The sequence below is a fragment of the Pedobacter sp. MC2016-15 genome (assembly GCF_026239695.1).
Lineage (GTDB): Bacteria > Bacteroidota > Bacteroidia > Sphingobacteriales > Sphingobacteriaceae > Pedobacter.
Window position 1 is genome coordinate 61,476 of sequence record NZ_JAPIVS010000006.1, and the last position, 20,585, is coordinate 82,060.

Below are 20,585 nucleotides of genomic sequence, written 5' to 3' on the forward strand. Positions count from 1 at the left end.
ATTAAATCCAGTTGTTTTCTACCATATCCCTGATATGATAAGTTGTAATAATACTTGCTCCTGCACGTGCAAAGGCATACATTGTTTCCATGACCACCTTCTGCTCATCAATCCAGCCTCTTTCTGCAGCTGCTTTCACCATGGCATACTCGCCGGAAACATTATAGCAGGCGATTGGCAAATTAGCATGCTGTTTCAGGTTATGCATGATATCAAGATAGGCCAGTGCCGGCTTAACCATCAATACATCTGCGCCCTGGTTTTCATCCAGCAAGGCTTCCCGCAGCGCTTCATTTGGATTTCTGAAGTCCATCTGGTAAGCTTTCCTGTCGCCTTTGCTTGGAGCGCAATCTGCCGCCTCCCTGAAAGGGCCGTAATAAGCAGAAGCAAATTTAGTAGCGTGCGACATGATCGCTGTATTTACATATTTATTCTGATCCAGCAACTCCCTAATTGCGGCGATACGGCCATCCATCATATCTGATGGCGCCAGCATATCCGCTCCGGCCTGTGCATGCGCGAGACCCATCTTTGCAATCAGCTCCACGGTTTCATCATTCTGCACATAATCATCTTTAATTATACCACAATGACCATGTGTAGTATAAGAGCAAACACATACGTCTGTAACAACGTATAAGTCGTCACCAAATTGTTTTTTTAGCTCACGAACCGCTGAAGGAACAATGGAATGATCGTGGTAAGCACTATGAGCATCCTCACTTTTTTCATCACCTACACCAAACAGCATGATCTTATTTACACCCAGTTCCAGACCTTTCTCCACATCAGTGATCAGGGTATCCTGCGAAAAATGATTTACGCCGGGCATTGCATCAATTGCATGTTTTACTCCTGTTCCGGGAACAATGAAGTAAGGATACATGAACATGTCTTTTGACAGCCTGGTTTCGGCCATCATTTCTCTGACTACTGGGTTTTTTCTTAATCTACGCGGACGGTGCAACATAATCAACCTCTCTTTTCTTGTTATTTATTTTATATCAATTCCGAAGACAGCTTCAGCCAGACCAATTTCGTCAGGAGAATACGGAAGGGCGTATTGCACACCCATTTCGTCGAACTTCTTTCCTGTAGAATTTCCGATTGCAATTACCTTTTGTCCCGGCTCCAGCAGATTATCTACGAAGTAAGCTTCTACATTGGAAGGACTGGTAAAGATCAGGATATCAGCATGTGTCTGATCGATATCTTCTTCAATTACAGTTTCATAAATTGGCAGATCAACAACTTTAGTATCTGCGGTAAGTGATTTCTGGATCGTTTGCAGTGAGTCCTGCGCACGTGGGAATAACACAGTTTTTCCTGTTACCAGAGTAGCAAACTCTTCGGCAACTTCAGGAATATCACCAGTTTCACCAACAAAATCAGCCAGGTGTCCAAATTTACGCAGCGCATCTTCAGAGCCTCTGCCAACAACACCAAATTTCACATGTTTAGGTAATGCCGGCTTCAGGTTAAAGAAGTACTCTACACCATTTCGGCTGCTGAAGAAGATCCAGTCAATATGCTTAAGGTAAAAAGGATCCAGCTTGTTTACGATAGGAAACGTACGGATCAGCGAACGACCCTCAATTTCAATATCATGTTTTTCCAAAGCACGTCTGAAATAGCTGTGTTCACCTATTTCACGTGAGATAAAAACTTTGGCAGGCAATTTTCTGTCCTTATCAAATTTCTTTACAATCTTTTCTGCAAGTCCTTCCAGGCTCTCTACCCTTAAGAACAAGCGGTCCGGGAAATCATCACCAGAATCTGCTTTTGAAGTCCAGATCTCAAACTGGTCATCTTCTTTTCTGCAATAACAGCCAAGAGGCATATGGCAACCACCTTCAAAAAGGTTCAGCACCTTACGCTCTACAGCGATTGAGGCTTCTACATCAGCATCATTGATCTTCTGCAGCAGCTCGTACAGTTCCTGATCATTTTCCCTGATCTGGATGGCCAGAACACCCTGTGCAGGTGCAGGAACCAGTTCTGTAGGATCAATTACCTCCATATGAAATTCACTAAGATCCAGGTTCAGGCGGGCTACACCTGCTTTTGCGATCATGATCGCATCATAATTCTCGTCCCTCAGTTTCTGGATGCGTGTATTGATATTTCCACGCAGATCCTCAATATTCAGGTCAGTACGCATCGCCAACAACTGCGCTTTACGTCTGTTGGAGGATGTACCTACCTGTGCACCCGTTTTTAACGAAAGTTTTTGGGTAACATCAACACAGTCCTTTAAGATCAGCAGCAATTCCGAAGGGTCTTCACGCTCAGATACTGCAGCGATGATTAATCCTGCAGGATGAAGAGTTGGTAAATCTTTATGAGAGTGCACAGCAATATCGATCGAACCATCAAGCAAGCCTTCTTCCAGCTCCTTGGTAAAAAAGCCTTTTCCCTCCAGCTTGTCCAGCCTTAGGTTCAGAATTTTATCACCTTGTGTTTTAATGATTTTTAGTTCAGATTCAACGCCGATTTCAGCGAGTTTGTCTTTTGTGAAATTTGCCTGCCATAAAGCCAGGTCGCTTCCCCTGGTGCCGATAATAAGTTTTTTCATCAAGGTATTGATATTTTAAACGGTGATGAAGCTTGCATAAGCCTGCTAGTTGATAAGTTTTTGATAGTAGCCAAAGTAGGTATTACGTAATTAGATTTGCGCAAATTTAACCTAAAAGATTTATAGAGTTAAATAATAAACGAATAATGTATTTACAGTGACTTATCTGCAGAAAACTAACTGTTGTTTACCAGAATCTCTTTTGCCATTACCATCGGTACACTGATATATTTCTTTTCCATGTAATCCATTACACGTTCAAGTACCAGTCTGGAGTTTTCATCCAGCGTATTGATTTCTTCGGCAAAAACAATATCAATAGCCTTAGATTTGATGGCTTTGATTTTCTGGGGAACTTCACTCATCGCTATTTCTATCTTGCGCTGACGAAGATCAAGGTCAAATTCTTTGATGTTCTGATCGATAATCTGTTCAGCGCTGATCAGTTCATCATAACGCTCCTGAATGTTTTTACGGGCAATTTCTTTAAGCGATTCTACCTCGATATAGTGAACAGGGAAGTTTTTGATAACTGAAGGCGCAACATCATTTGGAATTGCCAAATCAACAATAACTTTTTTACCTGTATCGCCGTTTAGCAATTTGCGGTAAAGCTCTTCGGTGATAATTGGCTCAGTGGCACCGGTACAGGTGATGATCACATCAAAACCCTGGCTAAAGTTCTCCAGTTCTGCAAGCGGGTAAGCTGTTCCGTTTAAGTCTTTAGCAAGACTTTCAGCTTTCTCTACCGTTCTGTTGAAGATTGAAAAATTAGAATATTTATGTTTTTTGAGGTATTGTGCAAGATTTTTATTGGTCTCTCCTGCGCCGATGATCAGCAGTCTTGAGTTCGCAGTGATTGTCAGATCACGCAGTTTACGGTAAGCCAGGGAAACTACAGATACCGGGTTTTTAGAGATATTAGTATGGGTATAAACTTCCTTAGCCGTTTTAACTACCCGGTTCATGATCATCCGCATGTAATCTGCAGTGAATCCGGAAACGCGGCAAGCTTCATAAGCCCGGCGTACCTGTGCAAGGATTTCTTTTTCTCCCACCACCAGGCTTTCCAGAGAACATGAAGTACGCAGCAAATGATTAAAAGCTTCTACCTGCTCATACACAGAAACATTCTCGATGAACTTATCCATGTATTCCTCAGGCAGTCCCATGTTGAGTACAGTAAGAAAGCGTAAGATAAATTCGCGGTCCAGTTCACGGCTTGTGGTAAATACAAATTCCACGCGGTTACAGGTACCGATATAAAAGACTTCCTTAACATCCAGTTCCTTTTGAATATTCTTTAGTCTGTCATCCAGTGTCTGCTCACATATAACCAGTTTACCTAATGATTTGAGGTCAATCTGTTTGTGTGTGAAAGCAAGTATCTTTAAATATTCCAAGGTGTGCTCGAGTTATTTTTTTAGTGCGAACAAAAGTAACAAGACCACCAGTATGGTCTGTCATTATGCTGTAATTAAGACTAATTTAGAAAGATTTTAAATTGAGAAGAATATTGACTAAACAAGCGTCGTTAATGTTTGTTAATACAAGTATAAGAATCAGACCAGCAGATATGATAAGGAAAGAGCAATTTATTTTGTCGGGCGCCGGAGATAAGACCATCGCCGGCGATATAACCTATGATGATAATTTGAGTGACCAGCCCAGCATTATCTTCGTACACGGATTCAAAGGTTTCAAGGACTGGGGCACGCATAATCTTGTGGCAGAACACTTTGCCAAGGAAGGTTTCAGGTATGTGAAATTTAATCTGAGCCATAGCGGTGTAACCCAGGAAGCGCCCAATGATGTGACCGATCTGGACGCCTTCGCTGCCAATACCACTAGTATGGAACTCAAAGATCTTGATACAGCGATCAACTATGTAGCCCATACTTATCCTCTTGAGCCCATCTATCTGATTGGTCATAGCAAAGGTGGAGGCCTGGTGATTCTTAAAGGAGCTGCCGATGAAAGAATAAAAAAAATTGTGACCTGGTCTTCCATTGCTGAATTCAATTCCCTATGGAAGAAAGAGCAGGAAGAAGAATGGCTGAAAACAGGACGTATCTATGTAGAAAATGCGAGAACAAAAGAAAAAATGCCACTAAACAGCACCTTGCTGGAAGATTACAACGCACATAAAGAAGAGTTTAACATCCTGCATGCAGCAGCATCCATCAACATACCCTGGCTGATCCTCCATGGTGACGATGATGTCAATGTTCCATTTAGTGTGGCTCAGCAGCTTGCACAGGCACAAGTCAGGGCCAAGCTGCAAAAGATTCAGGGAGCTAACCATGTATATGGAGCATCACATCCATATACAGGAACATCCCTACCCCCACATCTGCAGGAAGTCTTTGAAAAAACGCTGGCTTTTGTTAAAGAGAAATAGAATTATTTTACTTCCGTCCAGTTACCATCTTCTTTAATCAGATCGATCAGAGCATCCAGCGCAAAAGCAGCGCTAAGATTCTTTTTAACCACTTCCTTGCTACGGTAAAGTGTGATCTTATCCGGACCGGCTCCAACATACCCATAGTCGGCATCAGCCATTTCACCGGGTCCGTTTACGATACAGCCCATGATGGCGATCTTGATACCTTTCAGATGATCCGTTCTGGAACGGATAAGCTGAGTGGTTTCCTGCAGATCGAACAGCGTCCTGCCGCAGCTTGGGCAGGAGATATATTCAGCTTTGGAAATTCTCGTCCGCGTGGCCTGAAGTATGATAAAACTTACGGCATTGATGGTGGCCAAAGAAGCTTCTGCCGGTGCATCTATCCAAACACCATCACCAAAACCATCAGTTAATAAAGCACCCAGATCTGTTGCTGCATAAAGCGTCAGGTCATCGGTACTGATCGCGCCGTAAGTCCTTCTGATGATCACAGGCAGCTGGATATTGACGTTCATCAGCGCGATAAAAAAAGCTCTTTGTTCGGCCATGCCATGTTGAGCAGAAGTTTCCAGCACAATAACCGAAGTATCATCCAGAGACTGTAGCAGACTAAGGTCATACTTACCCGAATCTACACTGACCAGGTTCAGTAAAGGATCTTTAACCTCTGCATTAGCATATTCATCCAGTTTAAAAAGTGGATGACAATTCGTTTTATCTTTCAGCCCTGTCCAGGTATGATAATTATAGATCTGGCGCAGATTTCCGGGAAATGAAAAAGAAGGTAGTGCATCACCGAGATAAACAAGGTCACATGCCTGATCAGCCATGTTGTACTTATCAAGGACCGCGCTGTACTGATAGCCTGCATCCATTAAAAAGTACGGGTCTTTTAAATTCTTTGCAGATACGTCCAGCATGACTACCGGATGATGGTGCCCGCCGATATGTTGTACTGCATGCGTGGCTCTGCGGTTATAGGTATAAGGACTATAGGGAAGCTTTTGAAGATCTATTCTCTCCTGCTCAATTACCGGAGTATTCCGTTTTGAATAACGGTCCGCCAGCGCTCTGGCAACCGGAGCTTCAAATTCAGGATCTTCGGTCAGTGAAACCCTGATCGTATCTCCCAATCCATCTTCCAGTAAGGTTCCAATTCCGACAGCAGATTTAATTCTTCCGTCATCACCATCACCAGCTTCTGTGACACCCAGGTGCAGCGGGTAATTCATCCCCTCTTTCACCATTGTTTCTACCAGCAGACGATAAGCCTGTACCATTACCTGTGTGTTGCTGGCTTTCATAGAGATGACCAGGTTGTAATAGTTCATATCCTCGCACATCCTGATAAATTCCATCGCAGATTCTACCATTCCGCGGGGTGTATCACCATACTGACTCATAATCCTGTCAGACAAAGAGCCATGGTTAGTACCTATACGCATCGCCGTACCGTATTCCTTACAAATTTTCACCAGCGGTGAAAACTTCTTGTATATGCGTTCCAGCTCTGCCTGATAGGCCAGCTGGGTGTATTCTATATTTTCAAAACGTTTTTTATCAGCATAGTTACCGGGATTGATCCTCACCTTCTCTACTATACGAGCAGCGGATTCAGCAGCATTTGGCGTAAAATGTATATCGGCAACCAGAGGAACGTTATAACCGCGGTAACGCAGTTCCTTTTTAATCAGTGCCAGGTTTTCTGCCTCCTTCATACTGGGAGCGGTAATCCGCACATACTCACAGCCAGACTCTACCATCCTGATGGTTTGCTCTACGGTACCTATGGTATCCATGGTATCTGTAGTGGTCATCGACTGAATCCTGATCGGGTTCAGGCCACCCATAGGGGTATCCCCGATTTGAACCTCACGTGTGAGAAACCTCGAATACTGGTTTAAATTTTCGCAATATCCTCCGGCTAAATCCTTTTGTACTGATACGTTTTCCATGCAATGCAAAGATAAAGATTAAATCAATCGATCTTTAATAACTAATGTGTTTGCTGCAATATCATGCCAACATTGTTGTTTTTTGTTAAGAAAACTGTAGAGGTAACCAAAAAACAGGGGTAGTACAGAAAGTACTTTTGCTAAATTCCTGGTCAGTGCCCTTGAAGAGCTGATCTTCTGCCCCTTCAGATCCGTGACTTTAATATTTAGCAGGCGCTTGCCAATGGTCCCCTGAGCGGAGCTGCTTTCTGCAAACACGCCATATATAAATTTAAATACAGGGATCAGTGGCAACATCAGAACACCCGCGCTAATTCTTTCTTCTTTACCCTCTACAATTATAAAAGCCAGCAGCAACAGAAAGATGTAAAGCAGAAATAATATAAAATAATCGATTACCGAAGCCAGCAGACGCTGGTCAAAAGAGGCAAAATACTGTGGCACGGTATGCTCAAAGCTAAAACCAAAAAGCGCACGAAGTTCCGGGAACTCATGCGCTTCTTTATAGTCGTCCATTCCCGGTTTCCTCAGAAAGGTTCCCGGCAGGATGTTCAATTTCTTCAGGCTTTCCATATCATAGGGACCGGTAGGCTTGCCGTCTGCAACAACGGTATATTTAGTGGTATTCTCGTCTTCCAAGCGGTGTTAATATCTGTTGACCTCAAAATTACTCAATCCACCGTCAAGATTGATAAAAATCTTTTTTGTTGATGTCTTATAATTTGCGGTTTCATAGTTCCCGTTATCAATTTTGATAAAATCAGGGAAATCCTTGGCCGACAAACCAGTCTTAGTTTTGATCCTGCAGCCTGATGTTTCAGGGATATTGATTTTCACATCAGCCACACCGGTTTTCACCGTCACATCGGCAATTGGCAGAATGGATCCTAATTTCAGGTCAATTGCTGCCGCACCGCCGTCAAACCTGAAAGACCTCAGTTTGTAGTCGGTCATGTCCAGATCTACTTCACCGGCACCCATATTCATGCTGATGTTCCATTCCGGCTTCTTGTTGAGTTTAAGATCTACATCATTTCCTCCACCGTTCAGCGACCATTTGCCCTGTTTGTTTTTCATCTTGAAGGTTAGTGTAGTCACAGAATCCGAACTTTCCTTTTGCAGGATGAAATTACCGTATCTGCGTTCCACTTCAGCCTGTATCAGACTGTCCGACTCTCCGCTCAATTTAAATGAGGTACCTCCGCCAGAAATGTTCAGCACCGTCTTTTTGGCACTATCGGCCAGCAGCAGTGGCTGTGAAAAGGCCAGTTTATCTGTAGTACCTTCTTTATCATCATCGATGTCTATGTCCAGGTCTTTAGTAAATTCGTCGCCTATCCAGAACTTATTTGAAGGAGGTTGCTGTCCTTTGTAAAATACGACCCCCAGCATTACTACCAGTACTCCGAGGCAGATCATGTTCCCTACCTGCGATTTATTGCGGTTGAACAGGATATTCACTCCTGAAATGATCAGGAACACCGGCCAGAAACTCCATACGTTTCTCCAGTAAAATTCAATAACGTTGAAATTCTCTAACAACAGGACTATACCTACAAACAGTAGTATAATGCCCCACATTACTCTATTAAGTTTCATGTTGATAAGATTATATTTTTATTACTCTGTTTGCTGCAATTTAGAACTGATCCCTTGGCTGGTCCTTCGGGTACTCATCGCTAAAATCTGTAGTTTTTTTCTCTGAGGGATCAGCAGCTGGTGTATGAGCAGTAGCTGTCGGGCCAGGATTTTCCGCAGGCTTCTTCATCGCTTCTTCCTGCTCATGTTTCCATTCCTCCCAGCTGTTTTTCCGTTTGGATTTAAGAATGAAACTCAGTCCTATTGCCACAAATACCAGCGGCCACAATTTGCCCAGTCTAAACCAGTATGGTATGATATGAAACTCGTTCATCAGGAAATACAACCCTATTACCAGCAGGAACAATCCGCCTACTGTTCTTCCCGTACCATTGTTTTTAGGCAGTGTTTTAAAGTCTACAGGATTTTGCCATCCTGTGTTGCTGCTGGCTTTAGGTTCTGCCGGACCCTGATTCGCAAATGGGTCAGGCTGTCCGAATGGCTGTGCAGGTGGCGTATTAAATCCTGAGGATGTACCCTGCTGTTTAAAATAATCATTAAACTTCGAAAACTTAGCAGCCGGATCATTATTTACAGGCACTACTATCCACATCACCAGATAAACTAATACTCCCGTACCTACCAAAAAGATAGTCGATAAGACAAACAGTAACCTGATAATCGTCACGTCTACCTCCATATAAGCTGCTAACCCCGATGAAACGCCGGCAATTACTTTGTCGTGCTCGTTTCTTAATAATCTATTTTCCATAACTCTCTCTCCTATATTATGCGTTAAAATTTAACGGCTTCAAAATCATCTCTTCAACATTCACTCCGCTGCTTAAGTTCAGTATCGTGTACAAAGCGTTGGCGATGTCTTCAGGTTGCACAAAACTTTCTGCCGGAATATCCGTACCTTCCCAGGAAGCAGTGAGTGTTGAACCAGGCAAAATCGCTGTCACCTTAACGTTGTATTTCGATAATTCTTGCCGTAATACATTATTAAGACTGAGCAATGCCGATTTAGTTACACCGTAACTACCTGCATTTTCGTTAATTTCTTTGCTGGATACTGAACATATCGTGAAGATATGCCCGTATGCTTGTTCAGACATCATTTTACCGAAATATTTAGACAAGTAATAGGGTGCATTCAGGTTCAAAAACAACTGTAGTTCAAAAGATTTATCCTCTTCATCCAATATCTTACCCGGAATAAATGCTCCTGCATTATTGACCAGAACATCGATCCTATCAAATGCTGTTCCCACTTCTTCAGCAAAACGGTACACCTGATCCTTAACGCTTAAATCAGCAACACTATAAAATATTTTTACATCCGTATAAGCCAGGTCTGCGGCCAGCTTTTCCAGATCCCGGAGACTTCTCGCACATATTGCCAGATTATATCCTGCTTCGGCGAGCATCACTGCTATAGCTCTGCCAATACCCTTTGTTGCACCTGTTACAATTGCATTCATAAGGCTAAATAGCAGAATATTTTTAAGAAATAAAGAAAGCCACAACAATTTTTATTGTTTCTTTGTAGTATTATAGTAATTATACCTTAGCTAATATCTCAGCGGATGAACTTCACCAATTTTGGCAAATACCTGTTGCTGTTAAAAGCAGTTTTCAGAAAACCCGAAAAATTTAATATCTATATGAAAGCCATTTTCCAGCAGATGGATTTTGTTGGCGTGGGTTCATTGGGTTTAATTGCCATTATATCGACTTTTATTGGTGCAGTAATGACCCTGCAAATCGCCTTCCAGCTGGTAAGCGATTTTATTCCTAAAACTATTATTGGTTCAGTAAACAGGGATTCGAGTATCCTGGAACTTAGCCCCACCATTACTGCGATCGTGCTTGCCGGTAAAATTGGTTCTGCTATTTCATCTGAGATCGGTACCATGCGCGTGAGTGAGCAGATTGATGCACTGGAGATCATGGGTATCAACTCTCCGGGTTACCTGATTCTTCCAAAACTGATTGCAGGAATTACAATGGTGCCTGTATTGGTTATCTGTTCCATGTTTTTAAGTATAGGTGGCGGCTTCCTCGGTGGAACTTTGTCAGGAGCAGTTTCTCCCTCAGAATATATCCAGGGTATCACTACCGACTTCAATCCTTATACAATCGTAGTTGCATTAGTAAAAGCATTCGTCTTTGGCTTCATTATCACCACTGTTCCTGCATACGAAGGTTTTTATGTTAAAGGCGGAGCACTGGAAGTCGCACAGGCGAGCACAAGAGCAGTCGTGATCAGCTGTATCAGTATTCTTGCATGTGACTATATCGTAACCCAGTTATTATTATGATCGAGATTAAAGACGTTGAAAAATCTTTCGGCTCCAATACTGTTCTCAAAGGCATATCCGCAAAGTTTGAAGCTGGTGTTACCAATTTGATTATTGGTGGTTCAGGTTCAGGAAAAACTACTTTGCTTAAATGCATGGTTGGACTGCAAACTCCGGAAAAAGGAAGTGTGCAATACGATGGACGTGAATTTACAGAAATGGATTTTGAGCAGCGCATTGAAGTCCGCAAGGAAATCGGCATGCTGTTCCAGGGCTCGGCCCTTTTTGATTCCATGACTGTTGAAGAGAATATCATGTTTCCACTAAACATGTTCACCGACCAGACTTTCAAAGAAAAACAGGAGCGTGCAAACTTCTGCCTGGAGCGTGTAAACCTTGAGGGAAAGAACAAACTTTTTCCGGCTGAACTTTCTGGTGGGATGAAAAAACGTGTCGGCATTGCACGTGCCATAGCCATGAACCCTAAATATCTTTTCTGTGATGAGCCCAACTCTGGTCTGGATCCTAAAACATCCATCGTAATTGATGAACTGATCAAGGAAATTACAGAAGAATACCAGATGACTACCATTGTAGTGACGCATGATATGAACTCTGTAATGGGAATTGGAGATTATATCCTTTTTCTTCACCAGGGTAAAAAATTCTGGGAAGGCTCCAATAAAGAGATCGCCCATACCGATATTGAAGAACTGAATGATTTCGTTTTCGCCAGCCGTTTTATGAAGGCCGCGAAGAAAAACTTTTAATAATATAAGTACAATTACATTTTATGATAAGCCTATTAACGCCCACCCACTGGAAAGATTATGAGTTGATTGACTGTGGTGATTTTGAGAAACTTGAACGCTTTGGCAACCTTGTTTTATCGCGACCGGAACCACAGGCAGTATGGAAAAAAACACTCAGCGATCAGGAGTGGAAAAAAAGAACTCATATCAGGTTCAAAGGGCGCTCGGCTACCTCCGGGGAATGGGTAAAAAGTACGCAGCAGTTGCCAGACCGCTGGAATGTAGAGTATCAGAATGATGAAGTAAAGATCAACCTGCGTCTTGGCTTAACCTCTTTCAAACATGTTGGTGTGTTTCCGGAGCAGGCGGTAAACTGGGACTATATCTCTTCATCGGTAAAAAAATTCAAAGCTTCCAGCCCTAAAGTACTCAACCTTTTCGCTTATACTGGCGCAGCTTCGTTGATTGCAAAGGCTGCAGGTGCCGATACTACCCACGTTGATTCTATCAAACAAGTAGTGAACTGGGCAAATGAGAACCAGGAGCTGTCACAACTGAAGGATGTGAGATGGGTAGTAGAAGACGCTTTGAAATTTGTACAGCGCGAGCTTAAACGCGGTAAAAAATATAACGGGATAATTTTAGATCCACCAGCTTTTGGCCACGGGCCGAATGGTGAGAAATGGAAACTGGAAGACCACATCCAGGAAATGATGCACGACGTGGTGCAGTTGCTGGATGAGAAAGAACACTTCCTGATCCTGAATACCTACTCACTGGGATTCTCTTCCGTGATTGTTGAGAACCTGATCAAAACTTCCTTCCCTGAAGTGCAGAACCTGGAAACCGGAGAGTTATATCTTCAGGCTACTTCGGGCATAAAATTACCACTCGGGGTATTTGGCAAGTTCAATAAGTTCCAGGCAGAATAATTATTCTGCCTGCTCAGGAGCTTTTCTTACCAGAATATACCATACCGTAGGATTACCACGGGATCCGCCACCTGCAAAGGATACTTTATAGATATTTCCGATTTTGTCCTGGATCAGATAAAAACGGTTTGTATTAATTGATAATGCTCCGGAGGTGGAGTTCGCCAGGTTTCTCCAGTTTACACCTATCACGTCCCGAAGTCCGGAAAAGGTGATCCCTGCAAGCTGAGTTTCATTGAAACTGGCAAAAGTTGTAGTCTCTGTTACCATTACTTGTGCCGCTTTCACTCCGTTTACAAAGTTAATCATCATAAAATCCGGCACAACAGTAGCAACTGCTGCACCAGCAGTATTGGTCCCTTTATAGGTGCTATGGCCCCAGGCAACATCCCAGAGACCTTTTGCCGGCTCATAATTCACCTGTCCATTGGTAAAGGAGCGGTACCTGAAATTATACGAAGCATCCTTGTTGATGGTGAAATTATTGTACGGTGTAAAATCGTCAATATTCCCCCATGTTACAGCATAACCATTGGCAGTTCTGCTGATCTTCATTTTCACCCATTCTCTTCTGCCCAGATTGGTAGCTGTTCCGCGGTTAAGGATCAGCACGCGACTTGTAGCAGCGGACTGTGGAATGTCCGGAATAATCGTTCCGGCAAGATAGGCAGCGGAATCCAGGTCTACAGGATCAACTGTGGTCAGGTCCCCCGCAGTATCCACATCCAGATTAAACTTTCTGACCAGTGCCACAGTATCAGCTATTGTCACCTGATCCAGATCAGTTTTATCCAGGACAGCAACTGTGGCACCTATGGAATGGTTGATGATCACCCTGAATTCTGCTCCGCAATAGAATCCCAGATCCCAGGAAGACCTGAGTACAGAAGTTTGCAGCGCAGTACTGAAATCCAGGAACACACTATTATATGCGCTGTCTCCCCTTTCCCTGTTCGCAATCCCCCTCAAAACTACTGTATCACCCAGTGAGGCCTGTACCCTGTTAAAAGTTGTCGTATCCTTTTTACAGCCCAGCCATGAAAAGAACATAAAAGCAAGGACCAGGGGTATCGCATATTTCATCATAATCGGTATTCAATATTGATATAACGTGTAAAGATAATGTTCCTGTACCTGAATTGCATATTAATTCAGCCATAGGACTTCAGAAGGTATAAATAACGAGAATAATAGGAAACGTTATAAGAATATCATACTTGTAGATTAAATTGTCAGTTGAATGTGTAGTTTTGCAGAACTGAAAAAAAATATAACCTTAATCAATCTATGAAAATCCCTCAATTAGCAGGAACACTACTCATTGCATTTACCTCTATCGCCTTATTTGCAAATTGTTCTTCAAATTCAACCAAAGGTGACGCCAAAACCAAAACTACTGTAAATGCATCCGGTGATTCTACCGAGGTTACAGAACCAGATACTACCCGAAAACCTATTGACACTGCAAAATACAATGCTGCTCTTAAAAAGCTGGCCAATGGTGATACCACCGGAAGATGGCCTGTAAAAAACCAGCCAATTCCACTAGCCGGCGCCATCTTACCTTTCAAAAGGATAGTGGTATATTACGGAAACCTTCACTCCAAGAAAATGGGCGCACTCGGAGAGTATGCACCAAAAGAAATGTGGAGCCGTTTGAATGCCGAGGTTAAACACTGGGAAAAGGCAGATCCTGGTACACCGGTACAGCCAGGGGTTCACTACATCGCAGCCGTGGCCAGCGGAACGCCGGGTAAAGATGGTAAGTACATCAACAGAATGGGCGATAAGCAAATCGATTCTGTAATCAAAATCGCTAAAATGCACAATGGTATTGTGTTCCTTGATCTTCAGGTAGCTTTAAGCACGATTAAAGATGAATTGCCAAGAATTGAGAAATATCTTAAAATGCCGCAGGTACATTTAGGAATCGATCCTGAGTTCTCTATGAAAAGCGGTGCAAGACCAGGTACAAAAATCGGAACTTATGACGCAGCGGATATCAACTATTGCTCACAGTATCTGGTTGACCTGATCAAGAAATACAACCTGCCTCCAAAAGTATTTACAGTTCACCGTTTTACTAAAAAAATGGTGACCAACTCTCAAAACATCAAATTACATCCTGAAGTTCAGATCGTAATGCACATGGATGGTTGGGGAGAGCCGGATCTAAAAATCGGTACTTACCGTTACTTTATCCAGAATGAACCTGTTCAGTTTACCGGCTTCAAATTATTCTACAAGAACGATATCAAAAAGGCTCCTCACAGACTGATGACTCCAGAAGAGTTATTAAAGCTGAAACCCGCGCCGATTTATATCCAGTACCAATAATCGTATAAAAGAAACGGGCTGTATTCGAATCGGATACGGCCCGTTTTTTTTTAACTCATCGAGGGAAATGAGATCCCTTTGATTTTTCTGAATAATTCTACAGCATATAAATCGGTCATCCCAGATACAAAGTCAAGTACCGACTGAATTTTAGTATAAACATCCTGTTCTTTTGTCAGGAACTGTTTCGGTATCAGTTCTACCAGTTTTTTGTGGTATTTAGTATCATTCTGCAGATAAGCGGGGATAAACTCTTCCAGCAAACCACCCATTACCTGATATCCCGCAACCTCTATCTGTACCACAGAAGAATAATTGTAGATCTTTTTAACGGAGATCTTTTCTATCTCTTTCATCGTGGATAGAAAAGGTTCATCAATAGCATCCATCAGGCTTTGATTGAAATCCCCACTTAGAATTGTTTCCTGAAAATCATAGAAAACCTTACTGCACTGTCCGATAAGCGTACTAATCGACTTAGCGCGCATGAGTGTGATTTTTGCATCATCATCCTCCATATCCTCCAGACGAGAAGGTAATTTCGGGTCGTTGCACAGTGGCAACAGCAATTTTTCCACTTCCTGATAAGAAAGAATCTTGAGTCGGTGTGCATCTTCGAGATCAATAATATTGTAACAGATATCATCTGCTGCCTCTACGAGGTAAACGAGTGGATGTCGCTTGTATACCATGGGGTCATCCTGCACCTTGATCAGGTCCATCTCGACAGCTATTTTTTCAAAGCCACTTTGTTCAGACTGAAAGAAGCCATATTTCTTGGTGTATATATTTTTCTTGTTGTTGGCTAAGGAGGCACAAGGGTATTTTGCAATCGAAGCCAGCGTCGCATACGTTAAAGCAAAACCACCGGTACCTTTTCCGGCAAAAGGATGAGTAAGAATCCTCAGGGCATTGGCATTACCTTCAAAGTTGATCAGGTCCTGCCACTGTGCGGCATTTACCTGCTCTTTATATATGTTGCCCTCTCCTGCTGTAAAGTAATGTGAAATGGCAGACTCTCCGGAATGCCCGAATGCCGGATTACCCAGGTCGTGCGCCAGACAGGCTGAGGCGATGATGTTCCCTACTTCTACCAGTAGCGGACAACTGTCGTCAATTTCGGGAAAATCTTCTTTCATCCTGTTGTAAAAGATAGTCCCCAGGGAGCGCCCCACGCTTGCCACCTCCAGACTATGTGTTAGCCTGTTATGCACAAACACGCTTCCCGGCAAGGGGAAAACCTGTGTTTTATTCTGAAGTCTCCTGAATGGTGAAGAAAAGATGATACGGTCATAATCACGCTGAAACTCAGAACGTGCTTCCTTCTGATTACCTGCAAATCTATCTTCATTTCCCCAGCGTTTAGCCGACAGTAATTTTTCCCAGTTCATAAATACTAAAATTCAACGGCTGATCATCATATTGATCAGTTTTCAAAGATGGTAAAATTACTCATCAGCAATTTGTGATATTTAATAAAAATTAAATATTTTGGGGGATGCAAGATTTCCCACTATACTTTGAATTAGGCTGGCAACATATTTTAGACTGGAAAGGTTATGACCATATCCTCTTTGTAATGGTACTGTGTGGTACATATTTGTTGTCAGACTGGAGAAAGGTGCTGATTCTTGTAACCGCATTTACTGTAGGCCATAGCGTAACACTGGCCTTAAGCGTATTCAAACTGATCCACGTCAACACAGACATCATAGAGTTCCTGATCCCTGTCACGATATTGATTACCGCTTCGGCAAATATCCTCGCGGGCAAGTCGAAACCCAGGGGAATGCAGCTTAAATATATTCTTGCACTTTTCTTTGGCCTCATACATGGCCTGGGTTTTTCTAATTACCTCAACAGTCTGTTAGGCAAAAGCACCAGCATTGTTGCAGAACTTTTTGCCTTCAATATCGGCCTTGAAGTTGGACAAATCGTCATTGTAATCAGCATCCTGCTCATTGCTTTTATACTGATCAATTTCTTCAAAATCAAAAGATGGGACTGGAATTTCTTCCTCTCCTCCGCAATCTTCGGAATTTCATTTATAATGGCAGCAGAGCGGTGGCCTAACCTGTTCAGTTAGAACAGGCCCAGCTGCCCGGTATCGTCTATATCGATATCATCAGGATTCGTGATTTCCAGAGTGATATCCTTTTTTGGTTTCGCTTCTTTTTTGGCTTTAGGCTTAGGTTTAGGCTCAACAGGCTGGGGTGCAACTTCAGCAACAGGTTCTTCTTCAATCACAAATACTCCCTCAGGTGCCGGAGTTTCAACAATTTCCTCTTCAACAAATCCAACTTCTGCAACTACAGTCTCTTCCACCTCAGTTACAACCTCCTCTTCAAACTCCGCAACTTCAGGAACAGATTCTTCTTCTTCTTCAATAGTATCTGCAGCTGATTCCTCTACGCTTTCAATGTTTACCGCAATTTCTTCATCAATGGTCCCGGATTCTTCATCGGAATTCTCTGTGACTGCAGCCTCTTCTGTTACAGGTTCATCCAGCCCCAGCTCGATCTCTTCATGATTACTGATCCTGATCTCCTTCACATCATGCTGAGTCAAACGGTTACCATTAGCCCGGATACCCTTCACATCAATAAAGTCAGCGAGCACAATCTCCAATGTTTCTGGAATCTGCGTCTTACCTTTCAGCACATCAACCGTCAGCAATGCCGCCGGGTTAGCCGTCAGGTACAGGAATTTCGAACCTGTTTCTTCAGAAATCAGCGTTTGTTTCCTGCCAACAGCGATAGCTTCAAACACAAAGCGTTTGATAAAGTAGTTTTTGGCTTTTCCTTCAAACTGCACTACGGCAAAAGGTTTCTCCGGGTCAAATTTCTGGATCAGCAGCAGGTCGGCATCAAAATGGTTGCTCAGTTCGAAAGAGCTCAGTTCATACCAGCCATCGCGGTGCACCTGCAGGATTTTATCGTCCCCGTCAAATTCACCAAGATATTTGCCCCTGCCATCCACATTTAACCGTCTCAGTAACTCATCGTACCATATTTTCAGACCTGATAAAGTAGAAACCCCTTTGCTTTTCAGCAGGATTTTCTTTACCGGATATTTTGAAACAATATTTCCCTGTGATCCCCTGCCCTTTATAGCTATATCAGCAAAGTCAAAGTCAAATTGTAGTTTTTTCAGTTTGGTATGCGGTTTCAGCATCACAGTGATGATCTCAGCTTCCCCGTTAGGGTTCGCTGTGAAATATAATACTTTAGAGCCCTTGCTTCCTTTTGTAAGGTCATACTCTTTATCACGCGTCACTCCAACAACTGCAAAACGCTTAATATAAGAGATACCACTTGCCCCGTCTTTATAAATCAGGTTATAGATTGTTCTCTCATCCCCTTTTTTAAAGACTTGCGCGTAAATAATTCCCTTTCCTACGAAAGTTTTATCGGCAACTTTGGTAATGATACATTTACCATCCTCTCTGAATACGATGATCTCGTCGATATCAGAGCAATCGGCCACAAACTCATCCTTCTTCAGCCCCGTTCCGATAAAACCATCTTCACGGTTCATGTATAACTTCACATTTGCCAGGGCCACTTTAGAAGCCTCCACCCTGTCAAACAGCCTGATTTCAGTTTTACGTTCCCTGCCTTTGCTATACTTATCTATAAGGCGCTGGAACCAGGCAATAGCGTAGTCGGTCAGGTGTTTTAAATGATTTTTTACTACTTTGATCTCATCAGACAGTGCCTTCATCTGATCGTCCGCTTTCTTCACATCAAAGCGGGTAATACTACTCATTGGTTTATCAATCAGCTTCTTAAAATCTTCAGGAAGAATGTCCCTGTACAACTGATCTTTAAAAGGCCCAAACAGACGATGCAATACCTCCACTACCATTTCAAAGTTATTTGAGTTTTCGTAGTCGGCATTTTTATACATCCCTTCCTGAATAAAGATTTTCAGTAAAGAACTAAAGAAAATTTTCTCCTGCAGTTCATGCAGTTTAATTTCCAGCTCCTGTTTCAGCAGCTCTTTGGTATTCTGCGTATTCTGTGCCAGGATATCATTTACACTCAGAAACTGAGGTTTATCATCCTTGATGATACAGGTATTCGGAGAGATAGAAACTTCGCAGGAAGTAAAAGCATACAATGCATCAATGGTCACATCAGGTGAAATACCCGGTGCCAGCTGTATGACGATCTCTACATTTGCCGCAGTGTTATCTTCAATTTTCTTGATTTTGATTTTACCCTTGTCATTTGCAGAGAGGATACTGTCGATTACCGAACCAGTTGTAGTACTGTAAGGAATTTCAGTAATTACCAGTGTTTTCTTATCCTTCTCAGTAATTTTTGCGCGCACACGAATCTTTCCGCCGCGCATCCCTTCGTTATAGGCAGAGAAATCAGCCATACCGCCGGTAAAGAAATCCGGAAGAATGTTAGAACGGTTGCCTTTCAGAATCTCGATAGAGGCATCCAGCAACTCTACAAAATTATGCGGCATCACCTTGGTGGCCAGACCTACAGCAATTCCTTCAGCTCCCTGTGCCAGCAGCAGCGGAAATTTTACGGGAAGTGTCAACGGCTCATTGTTACGGCCGTCATAACTGAGCTGCCAGATCGTAGTATCTGAATTAAAAACTACATCGTTTGCAAATTTTGATAAACGCGCCTCGATATAACGCGGGGCAGCAGCACTATCACCTGTTACCGGATCTCCCCAGTTACCCTGGCAGTCGATCAGCAAGTCTTTCTGCCCAATCTGTACCATAGCATCCCCTATAGAGGCATCCCCATGAGGGTGGTACTTCATGGTATTTCCGATAACATTGGCCGCTTTATTGAAACGTCCGTCGTCCATCTCCTTCAGGGAGTGCATAATTCTCCGCTGAACAGGCTTCAGGCCGTCGTTGATATGGGGTACTGCCCGGTCTAAAATTACATAAGACGCATAATCGAGGAACCAGTTTTCGTAAAGTCCGTTGATAGGAATTACGGTATGTTTTGTCTCTTCGTTTATGTTATCATCTAATTCGTCGCTCATCAAGAAAGGATTTGTGTGGTGTAAATATAAGTCATCCCATCATATTTTCAGAACACAATTTCCTAACAGTTGTCAATTGAGATACATCTTAGCAATCCCGTGATAAGGCTCTAGGCGTTTACCTTCAGGCGCTCTTCTACAAATACAAAGGGCAGGAGGTTTTTCACACCTTTAACTTTCAGGATTTTGCCGTCGATGCAGTAGAACAGCACTTCAAACTCTTTACCCTGCTTCTTCTCAAACTCCGCCATCACCTGCAGGCAGGATCCGCAGCAGGTAACCGGTTGTTCAATTTTAAAATTGTCGGTATGGGCAGTAATTACCATCCTTTCGATCACTGCATCCGGATAGGCAGCACCGATGCTGAAGAGAGCCACACGTTCTGCACAGAGACCGGATGGGTAAGCTACATTTTCCTGGTTACTTCCTGTCACTACTTTTCCACCGGCAAGTTGTACCGCTGTGGCGACTTTAAAGTTTGAATAAGGTGAGTAAGAAGTAACCAATGCAGCTTCTGCATCTTTACAGAGCAGCTGATCTGCTTCGTTTAACTCTGACAGGTGGTCGTACGCTTCGTAGGATATAGTAAAGTTTAGTTTGTTGATCATAGGTGAAATTATTTCGGGGCATCAAAGGTACACTTTTGCCGGAACAACTCAGTCTGTATCAAAAAATTGCTTTAACAACCAAAAAATGAAATTCGCTAAACAAATTTTACTCTTACTTG

At 42.8% G+C, this 20,585-nt stretch carries 18 protein-coding genes; 6 read left to right on the plus strand and 12 right to left on the minus strand.

What is annotated here, in order from left to right; translation table 11 throughout:
* Nucleotide 1: 1 nt before the first annotated feature.
* The 3 genes from hemB to hemA all read right to left on the minus strand — a co-directional run bounded on the left by hemB (nucleotide 2) and on the right by hemA (nucleotide 3,978).
* Nucleotides 2-970, minus strand: a complete 969-nt coding sequence (hemB, locus tag OQY15_RS17535; protein ID WP_265793202.1) for a porphobilinogen synthase — start codon at nucleotides 968-970, stop codon at nucleotides 2-4.
* Nucleotides 971-994: 24 nt separating this feature from the next.
* Nucleotides 995-2,575: a hydroxymethylbilane synthase gene (gene hemC / locus OQY15_RS17540; RefSeq protein ID WP_265793203.1), complete on the minus strand. Its 1,581-nt coding sequence runs from the start codon at nucleotides 2,573-2,575 to the stop codon at nucleotides 995-997.
* Nucleotides 2,576-2,751: 176 nt separating this feature from the next.
* Entirely contained in the window at nucleotides 2,752-3,978 is a 1,227-nt protein-coding gene (gene hemA, locus OQY15_RS17545) for a glutamyl-tRNA reductase (RefSeq protein ID WP_265793204.1), read from the minus strand.
* 173 nt (nucleotides 3,979-4,151) lie between these two features.
* Here hemA and OQY15_RS17550 point away from each other — a divergent pair, with 173 nt between their 5' ends.
* Nucleotides 4,152-4,976, plus strand: coding sequence for an alpha/beta fold hydrolase (locus tag OQY15_RS17550; protein WP_265793205.1), 825 nt, complete (start codon nucleotides 4,152-4,154; stop codon nucleotides 4,974-4,976).
* Between the two features lie 2 nt (nucleotides 4,977-4,978).
* Here OQY15_RS17550 and ispG read toward each other — a convergent pair whose 3' ends face one another.
* Genes ispG through OQY15_RS17575 form a run of 5 tightly spaced genes read right to left on the minus strand, consistent with a single transcriptional unit; the run spans nucleotide 4,979 to nucleotide 9,999 of the window.
* Nucleotides 4,979-6,937: a (E)-4-hydroxy-3-methylbut-2-enyl-diphosphate synthase gene (gene ispG / locus OQY15_RS17555; protein ID WP_265793206.1), complete on the minus strand. Its 1,959-nt coding sequence runs from the start codon at nucleotides 6,935-6,937 to the stop codon at nucleotides 4,979-4,981.
* 18 nt (nucleotides 6,938-6,955) lie between these two features.
* Nucleotides 6,956-7,576 carry an RDD family protein gene (locus tag OQY15_RS17560; RefSeq protein ID WP_265793207.1) on the minus strand — a complete coding sequence of 207 codons (621 nt, stop codon included), beginning with the start codon at nucleotides 7,574-7,576 and terminating at the stop codon, nucleotides 6,956-6,958.
* 6 nt (nucleotides 7,577-7,582) lie between these two features.
* On the minus strand, nucleotides 7,583-8,536 hold the full coding sequence (locus tag OQY15_RS17565) for a DUF5668 domain-containing protein (protein WP_265793209.1): 954 nt from the start codon (nucleotides 8,534-8,536) through the stop codon (nucleotides 7,583-7,585).
* Nucleotides 8,537-8,576: 40 nt separating this feature from the next.
* A complete protein-coding gene (locus OQY15_RS17570; protein ID WP_265793210.1) occupies nucleotides 8,577-9,287 on the minus strand; it encodes a PspC domain-containing protein in 711 nt (236 codons plus the stop codon).
* Between the two features lie 16 nt (nucleotides 9,288-9,303).
* Nucleotides 9,304-9,999, minus strand: coding sequence for an SDR family oxidoreductase (locus tag OQY15_RS17575; RefSeq protein ID WP_265793211.1), 696 nt, complete (start codon nucleotides 9,997-9,999; stop codon nucleotides 9,304-9,306).
* A gap of 105 nt (nucleotides 10,000-10,104) precedes the next feature.
* On the opposite strand from OQY15_RS17575, the gene OQY15_RS17580 reads away from it, so the two are divergent.
* The 3 genes from OQY15_RS17580 to OQY15_RS17590 are packed head-to-tail and all read left to right on the plus strand — an operon-like array spanning nucleotide 10,105 to nucleotide 12,502.
* Nucleotides 10,105-10,839 (plus strand): ABC transporter permease, encoded by a 735-nt coding sequence (locus OQY15_RS17580; RefSeq protein ID WP_265793212.1) that lies wholly within the window; start codon nucleotides 10,105-10,107, stop codon nucleotides 10,837-10,839.
* On the plus strand, nucleotides 10,836-11,588 hold the full coding sequence (locus OQY15_RS17585) for an ABC transporter ATP-binding protein (RefSeq protein WP_265793213.1): 753 nt from the start codon (nucleotides 10,836-10,838) through the stop codon (nucleotides 11,586-11,588). Before OQY15_RS17580 ends, OQY15_RS17585 begins: the two co-directional genes overlap by 4 nt.
* A gap of 23 nt (nucleotides 11,589-11,611) precedes the next feature.
* Complete coding sequence (locus tag OQY15_RS17590) at nucleotides 11,612-12,502, plus strand: class I SAM-dependent methyltransferase (RefSeq protein WP_265793214.1); 891 nt, start codon at nucleotides 11,612-11,614, stop codon at nucleotides 12,500-12,502.
* On the opposite strand, the gene OQY15_RS17595 is transcribed toward OQY15_RS17590, so the two are convergent.
* Complete coding sequence (locus tag OQY15_RS17595; protein WP_265793215.1) at nucleotides 12,503-13,588, minus strand: HmuY family protein; 1,086 nt, start codon at nucleotides 13,586-13,588, stop codon at nucleotides 12,503-12,505. It abuts the gene before it with no gap.
* A 201-nt stretch (nucleotides 13,589-13,789) separates the two neighbouring features.
* On the opposite strand from OQY15_RS17595, the gene OQY15_RS17600 reads away from it, so the two are divergent.
* Nucleotides 13,790-14,839, plus strand: a complete 1,050-nt coding sequence (locus tag OQY15_RS17600) for a hypothetical protein (RefSeq protein WP_265793216.1) — start codon at nucleotides 13,790-13,792, stop codon at nucleotides 14,837-14,839.
* A gap of 50 nt (nucleotides 14,840-14,889) precedes the next feature.
* On the opposite strand, the gene OQY15_RS17605 is transcribed toward OQY15_RS17600, so the two are convergent.
* On the minus strand, nucleotides 14,890-16,230 hold the full coding sequence (locus OQY15_RS17605) for a deoxyguanosinetriphosphate triphosphohydrolase (RefSeq protein ID WP_265793217.1): 1,341 nt from the start codon (nucleotides 16,228-16,230) through the stop codon (nucleotides 14,890-14,892).
* A gap of 107 nt (nucleotides 16,231-16,337) precedes the next feature.
* Between OQY15_RS17605 and OQY15_RS17610 the strand changes: the two genes are divergently transcribed.
* Nucleotides 16,338-16,925, plus strand: coding sequence for a HupE/UreJ family protein (locus OQY15_RS17610; protein ID WP_265793218.1), 588 nt, complete (start codon nucleotides 16,338-16,340; stop codon nucleotides 16,923-16,925).
* On the opposite strand, the gene OQY15_RS17615 is transcribed toward OQY15_RS17610, so the two are convergent.
* Both OQY15_RS17615 and OQY15_RS17620 read right to left on the minus strand, forming a co-directional pair.
* On the minus strand, nucleotides 16,922-19,858 hold the full coding sequence (locus OQY15_RS17615) for a DNA gyrase/topoisomerase IV subunit A (RefSeq protein WP_265793219.1): 2,937 nt from the start codon (nucleotides 19,856-19,858) through the stop codon (nucleotides 16,922-16,924). The genes OQY15_RS17610 and OQY15_RS17615 overlap by 4 nt on opposite strands.
* 110 nt (nucleotides 19,859-19,968) lie before the next feature.
* Nucleotides 19,969-20,466, minus strand: coding sequence for a cytidine deaminase (locus OQY15_RS17620; protein ID WP_265793220.1), 498 nt, complete (start codon nucleotides 20,464-20,466; stop codon nucleotides 19,969-19,971).
* Nucleotides 20,467-20,585: the final 119 nt, after the last annotated feature.

Excerpts from the sequence above, each read along its gene's own strand:
- hemB (WP_265793202.1), bottom strand. The coding sequence starts at position 970 with ATGTTGCACCGTCCGCGTAGATTAAGAAAAAACCCAGTAGTCAGAGAA.
- hemC (WP_265793203.1), bottom strand. The coding sequence starts at position 2,575 with ATGAAAAAACTTATTATCGGCACCAGGGGAAGCGACCTGGCTTTATGG.
- OQY15_RS17550 (WP_265793205.1), top strand. The coding sequence starts at position 4,152 with ATGATAAGGAAAGAGCAATTTATTTTGTCGGGCGCCGGAGATAAGACC.
- ispG (WP_265793206.1), bottom strand. The coding sequence starts at position 6,937 with ATGGAAAACGTATCAGTACAAAAGGATTTAGCCGGAGGATATTGCGAA.
- OQY15_RS17565 (WP_265793209.1), bottom strand. The coding sequence starts at position 8,536 with ATGAAACTTAATAGAGTAATGTGGGGCATTATACTACTGTTTGTAGGT.
- OQY15_RS17570 (WP_265793210.1), bottom strand. The coding sequence starts at position 9,287 with ATGGAAAATAGATTATTAAGAAACGAGCACGACAAAGTAATTGCCGGC.
- OQY15_RS17575 (WP_265793211.1), bottom strand. The coding sequence starts at position 9,999 with ATGAATGCAATTGTAACAGGTGCAACAAAGGGTATTGGCAGAGCTATA.
- OQY15_RS17580 (WP_265793212.1), top strand. The coding sequence starts at position 10,105 with ATGAACTTCACCAATTTTGGCAAATACCTGTTGCTGTTAAAAGCAGTT.
- OQY15_RS17585 (WP_265793213.1), top strand. The coding sequence starts at position 10,836 with ATGATCGAGATTAAAGACGTTGAAAAATCTTTCGGCTCCAATACTGTT.
- OQY15_RS17590 (WP_265793214.1), top strand. The coding sequence starts at position 11,612 with ATGATAAGCCTATTAACGCCCACCCACTGGAAAGATTATGAGTTGATT.
- OQY15_RS17595 (WP_265793215.1), bottom strand. The coding sequence starts at position 13,588 with ATGATGAAATATGCGATACCCCTGGTCCTTGCTTTTATGTTCTTTTCA.
- OQY15_RS17600 (WP_265793216.1), top strand. The coding sequence starts at position 13,790 with ATGAAAATCCCTCAATTAGCAGGAACACTACTCATTGCATTTACCTCT.
- OQY15_RS17605 (WP_265793217.1), bottom strand. The coding sequence starts at position 16,230 with ATGAACTGGGAAAAATTACTGTCGGCTAAACGCTGGGGAAATGAAGAT.
- OQY15_RS17610 (WP_265793218.1), top strand. The coding sequence starts at position 16,338 with ATGCAAGATTTCCCACTATACTTTGAATTAGGCTGGCAACATATTTTA.
- OQY15_RS17615 (WP_265793219.1), bottom strand. The coding sequence starts at position 19,858 with ATGAGCGACGAATTAGATGATAACATAAACGAAGAGACAAAACATACC.
- OQY15_RS17620 (WP_265793220.1), bottom strand. The coding sequence starts at position 20,466 with ATGATCAACAAACTAAACTTTACTATATCCTACGAAGCGTACGACCAC.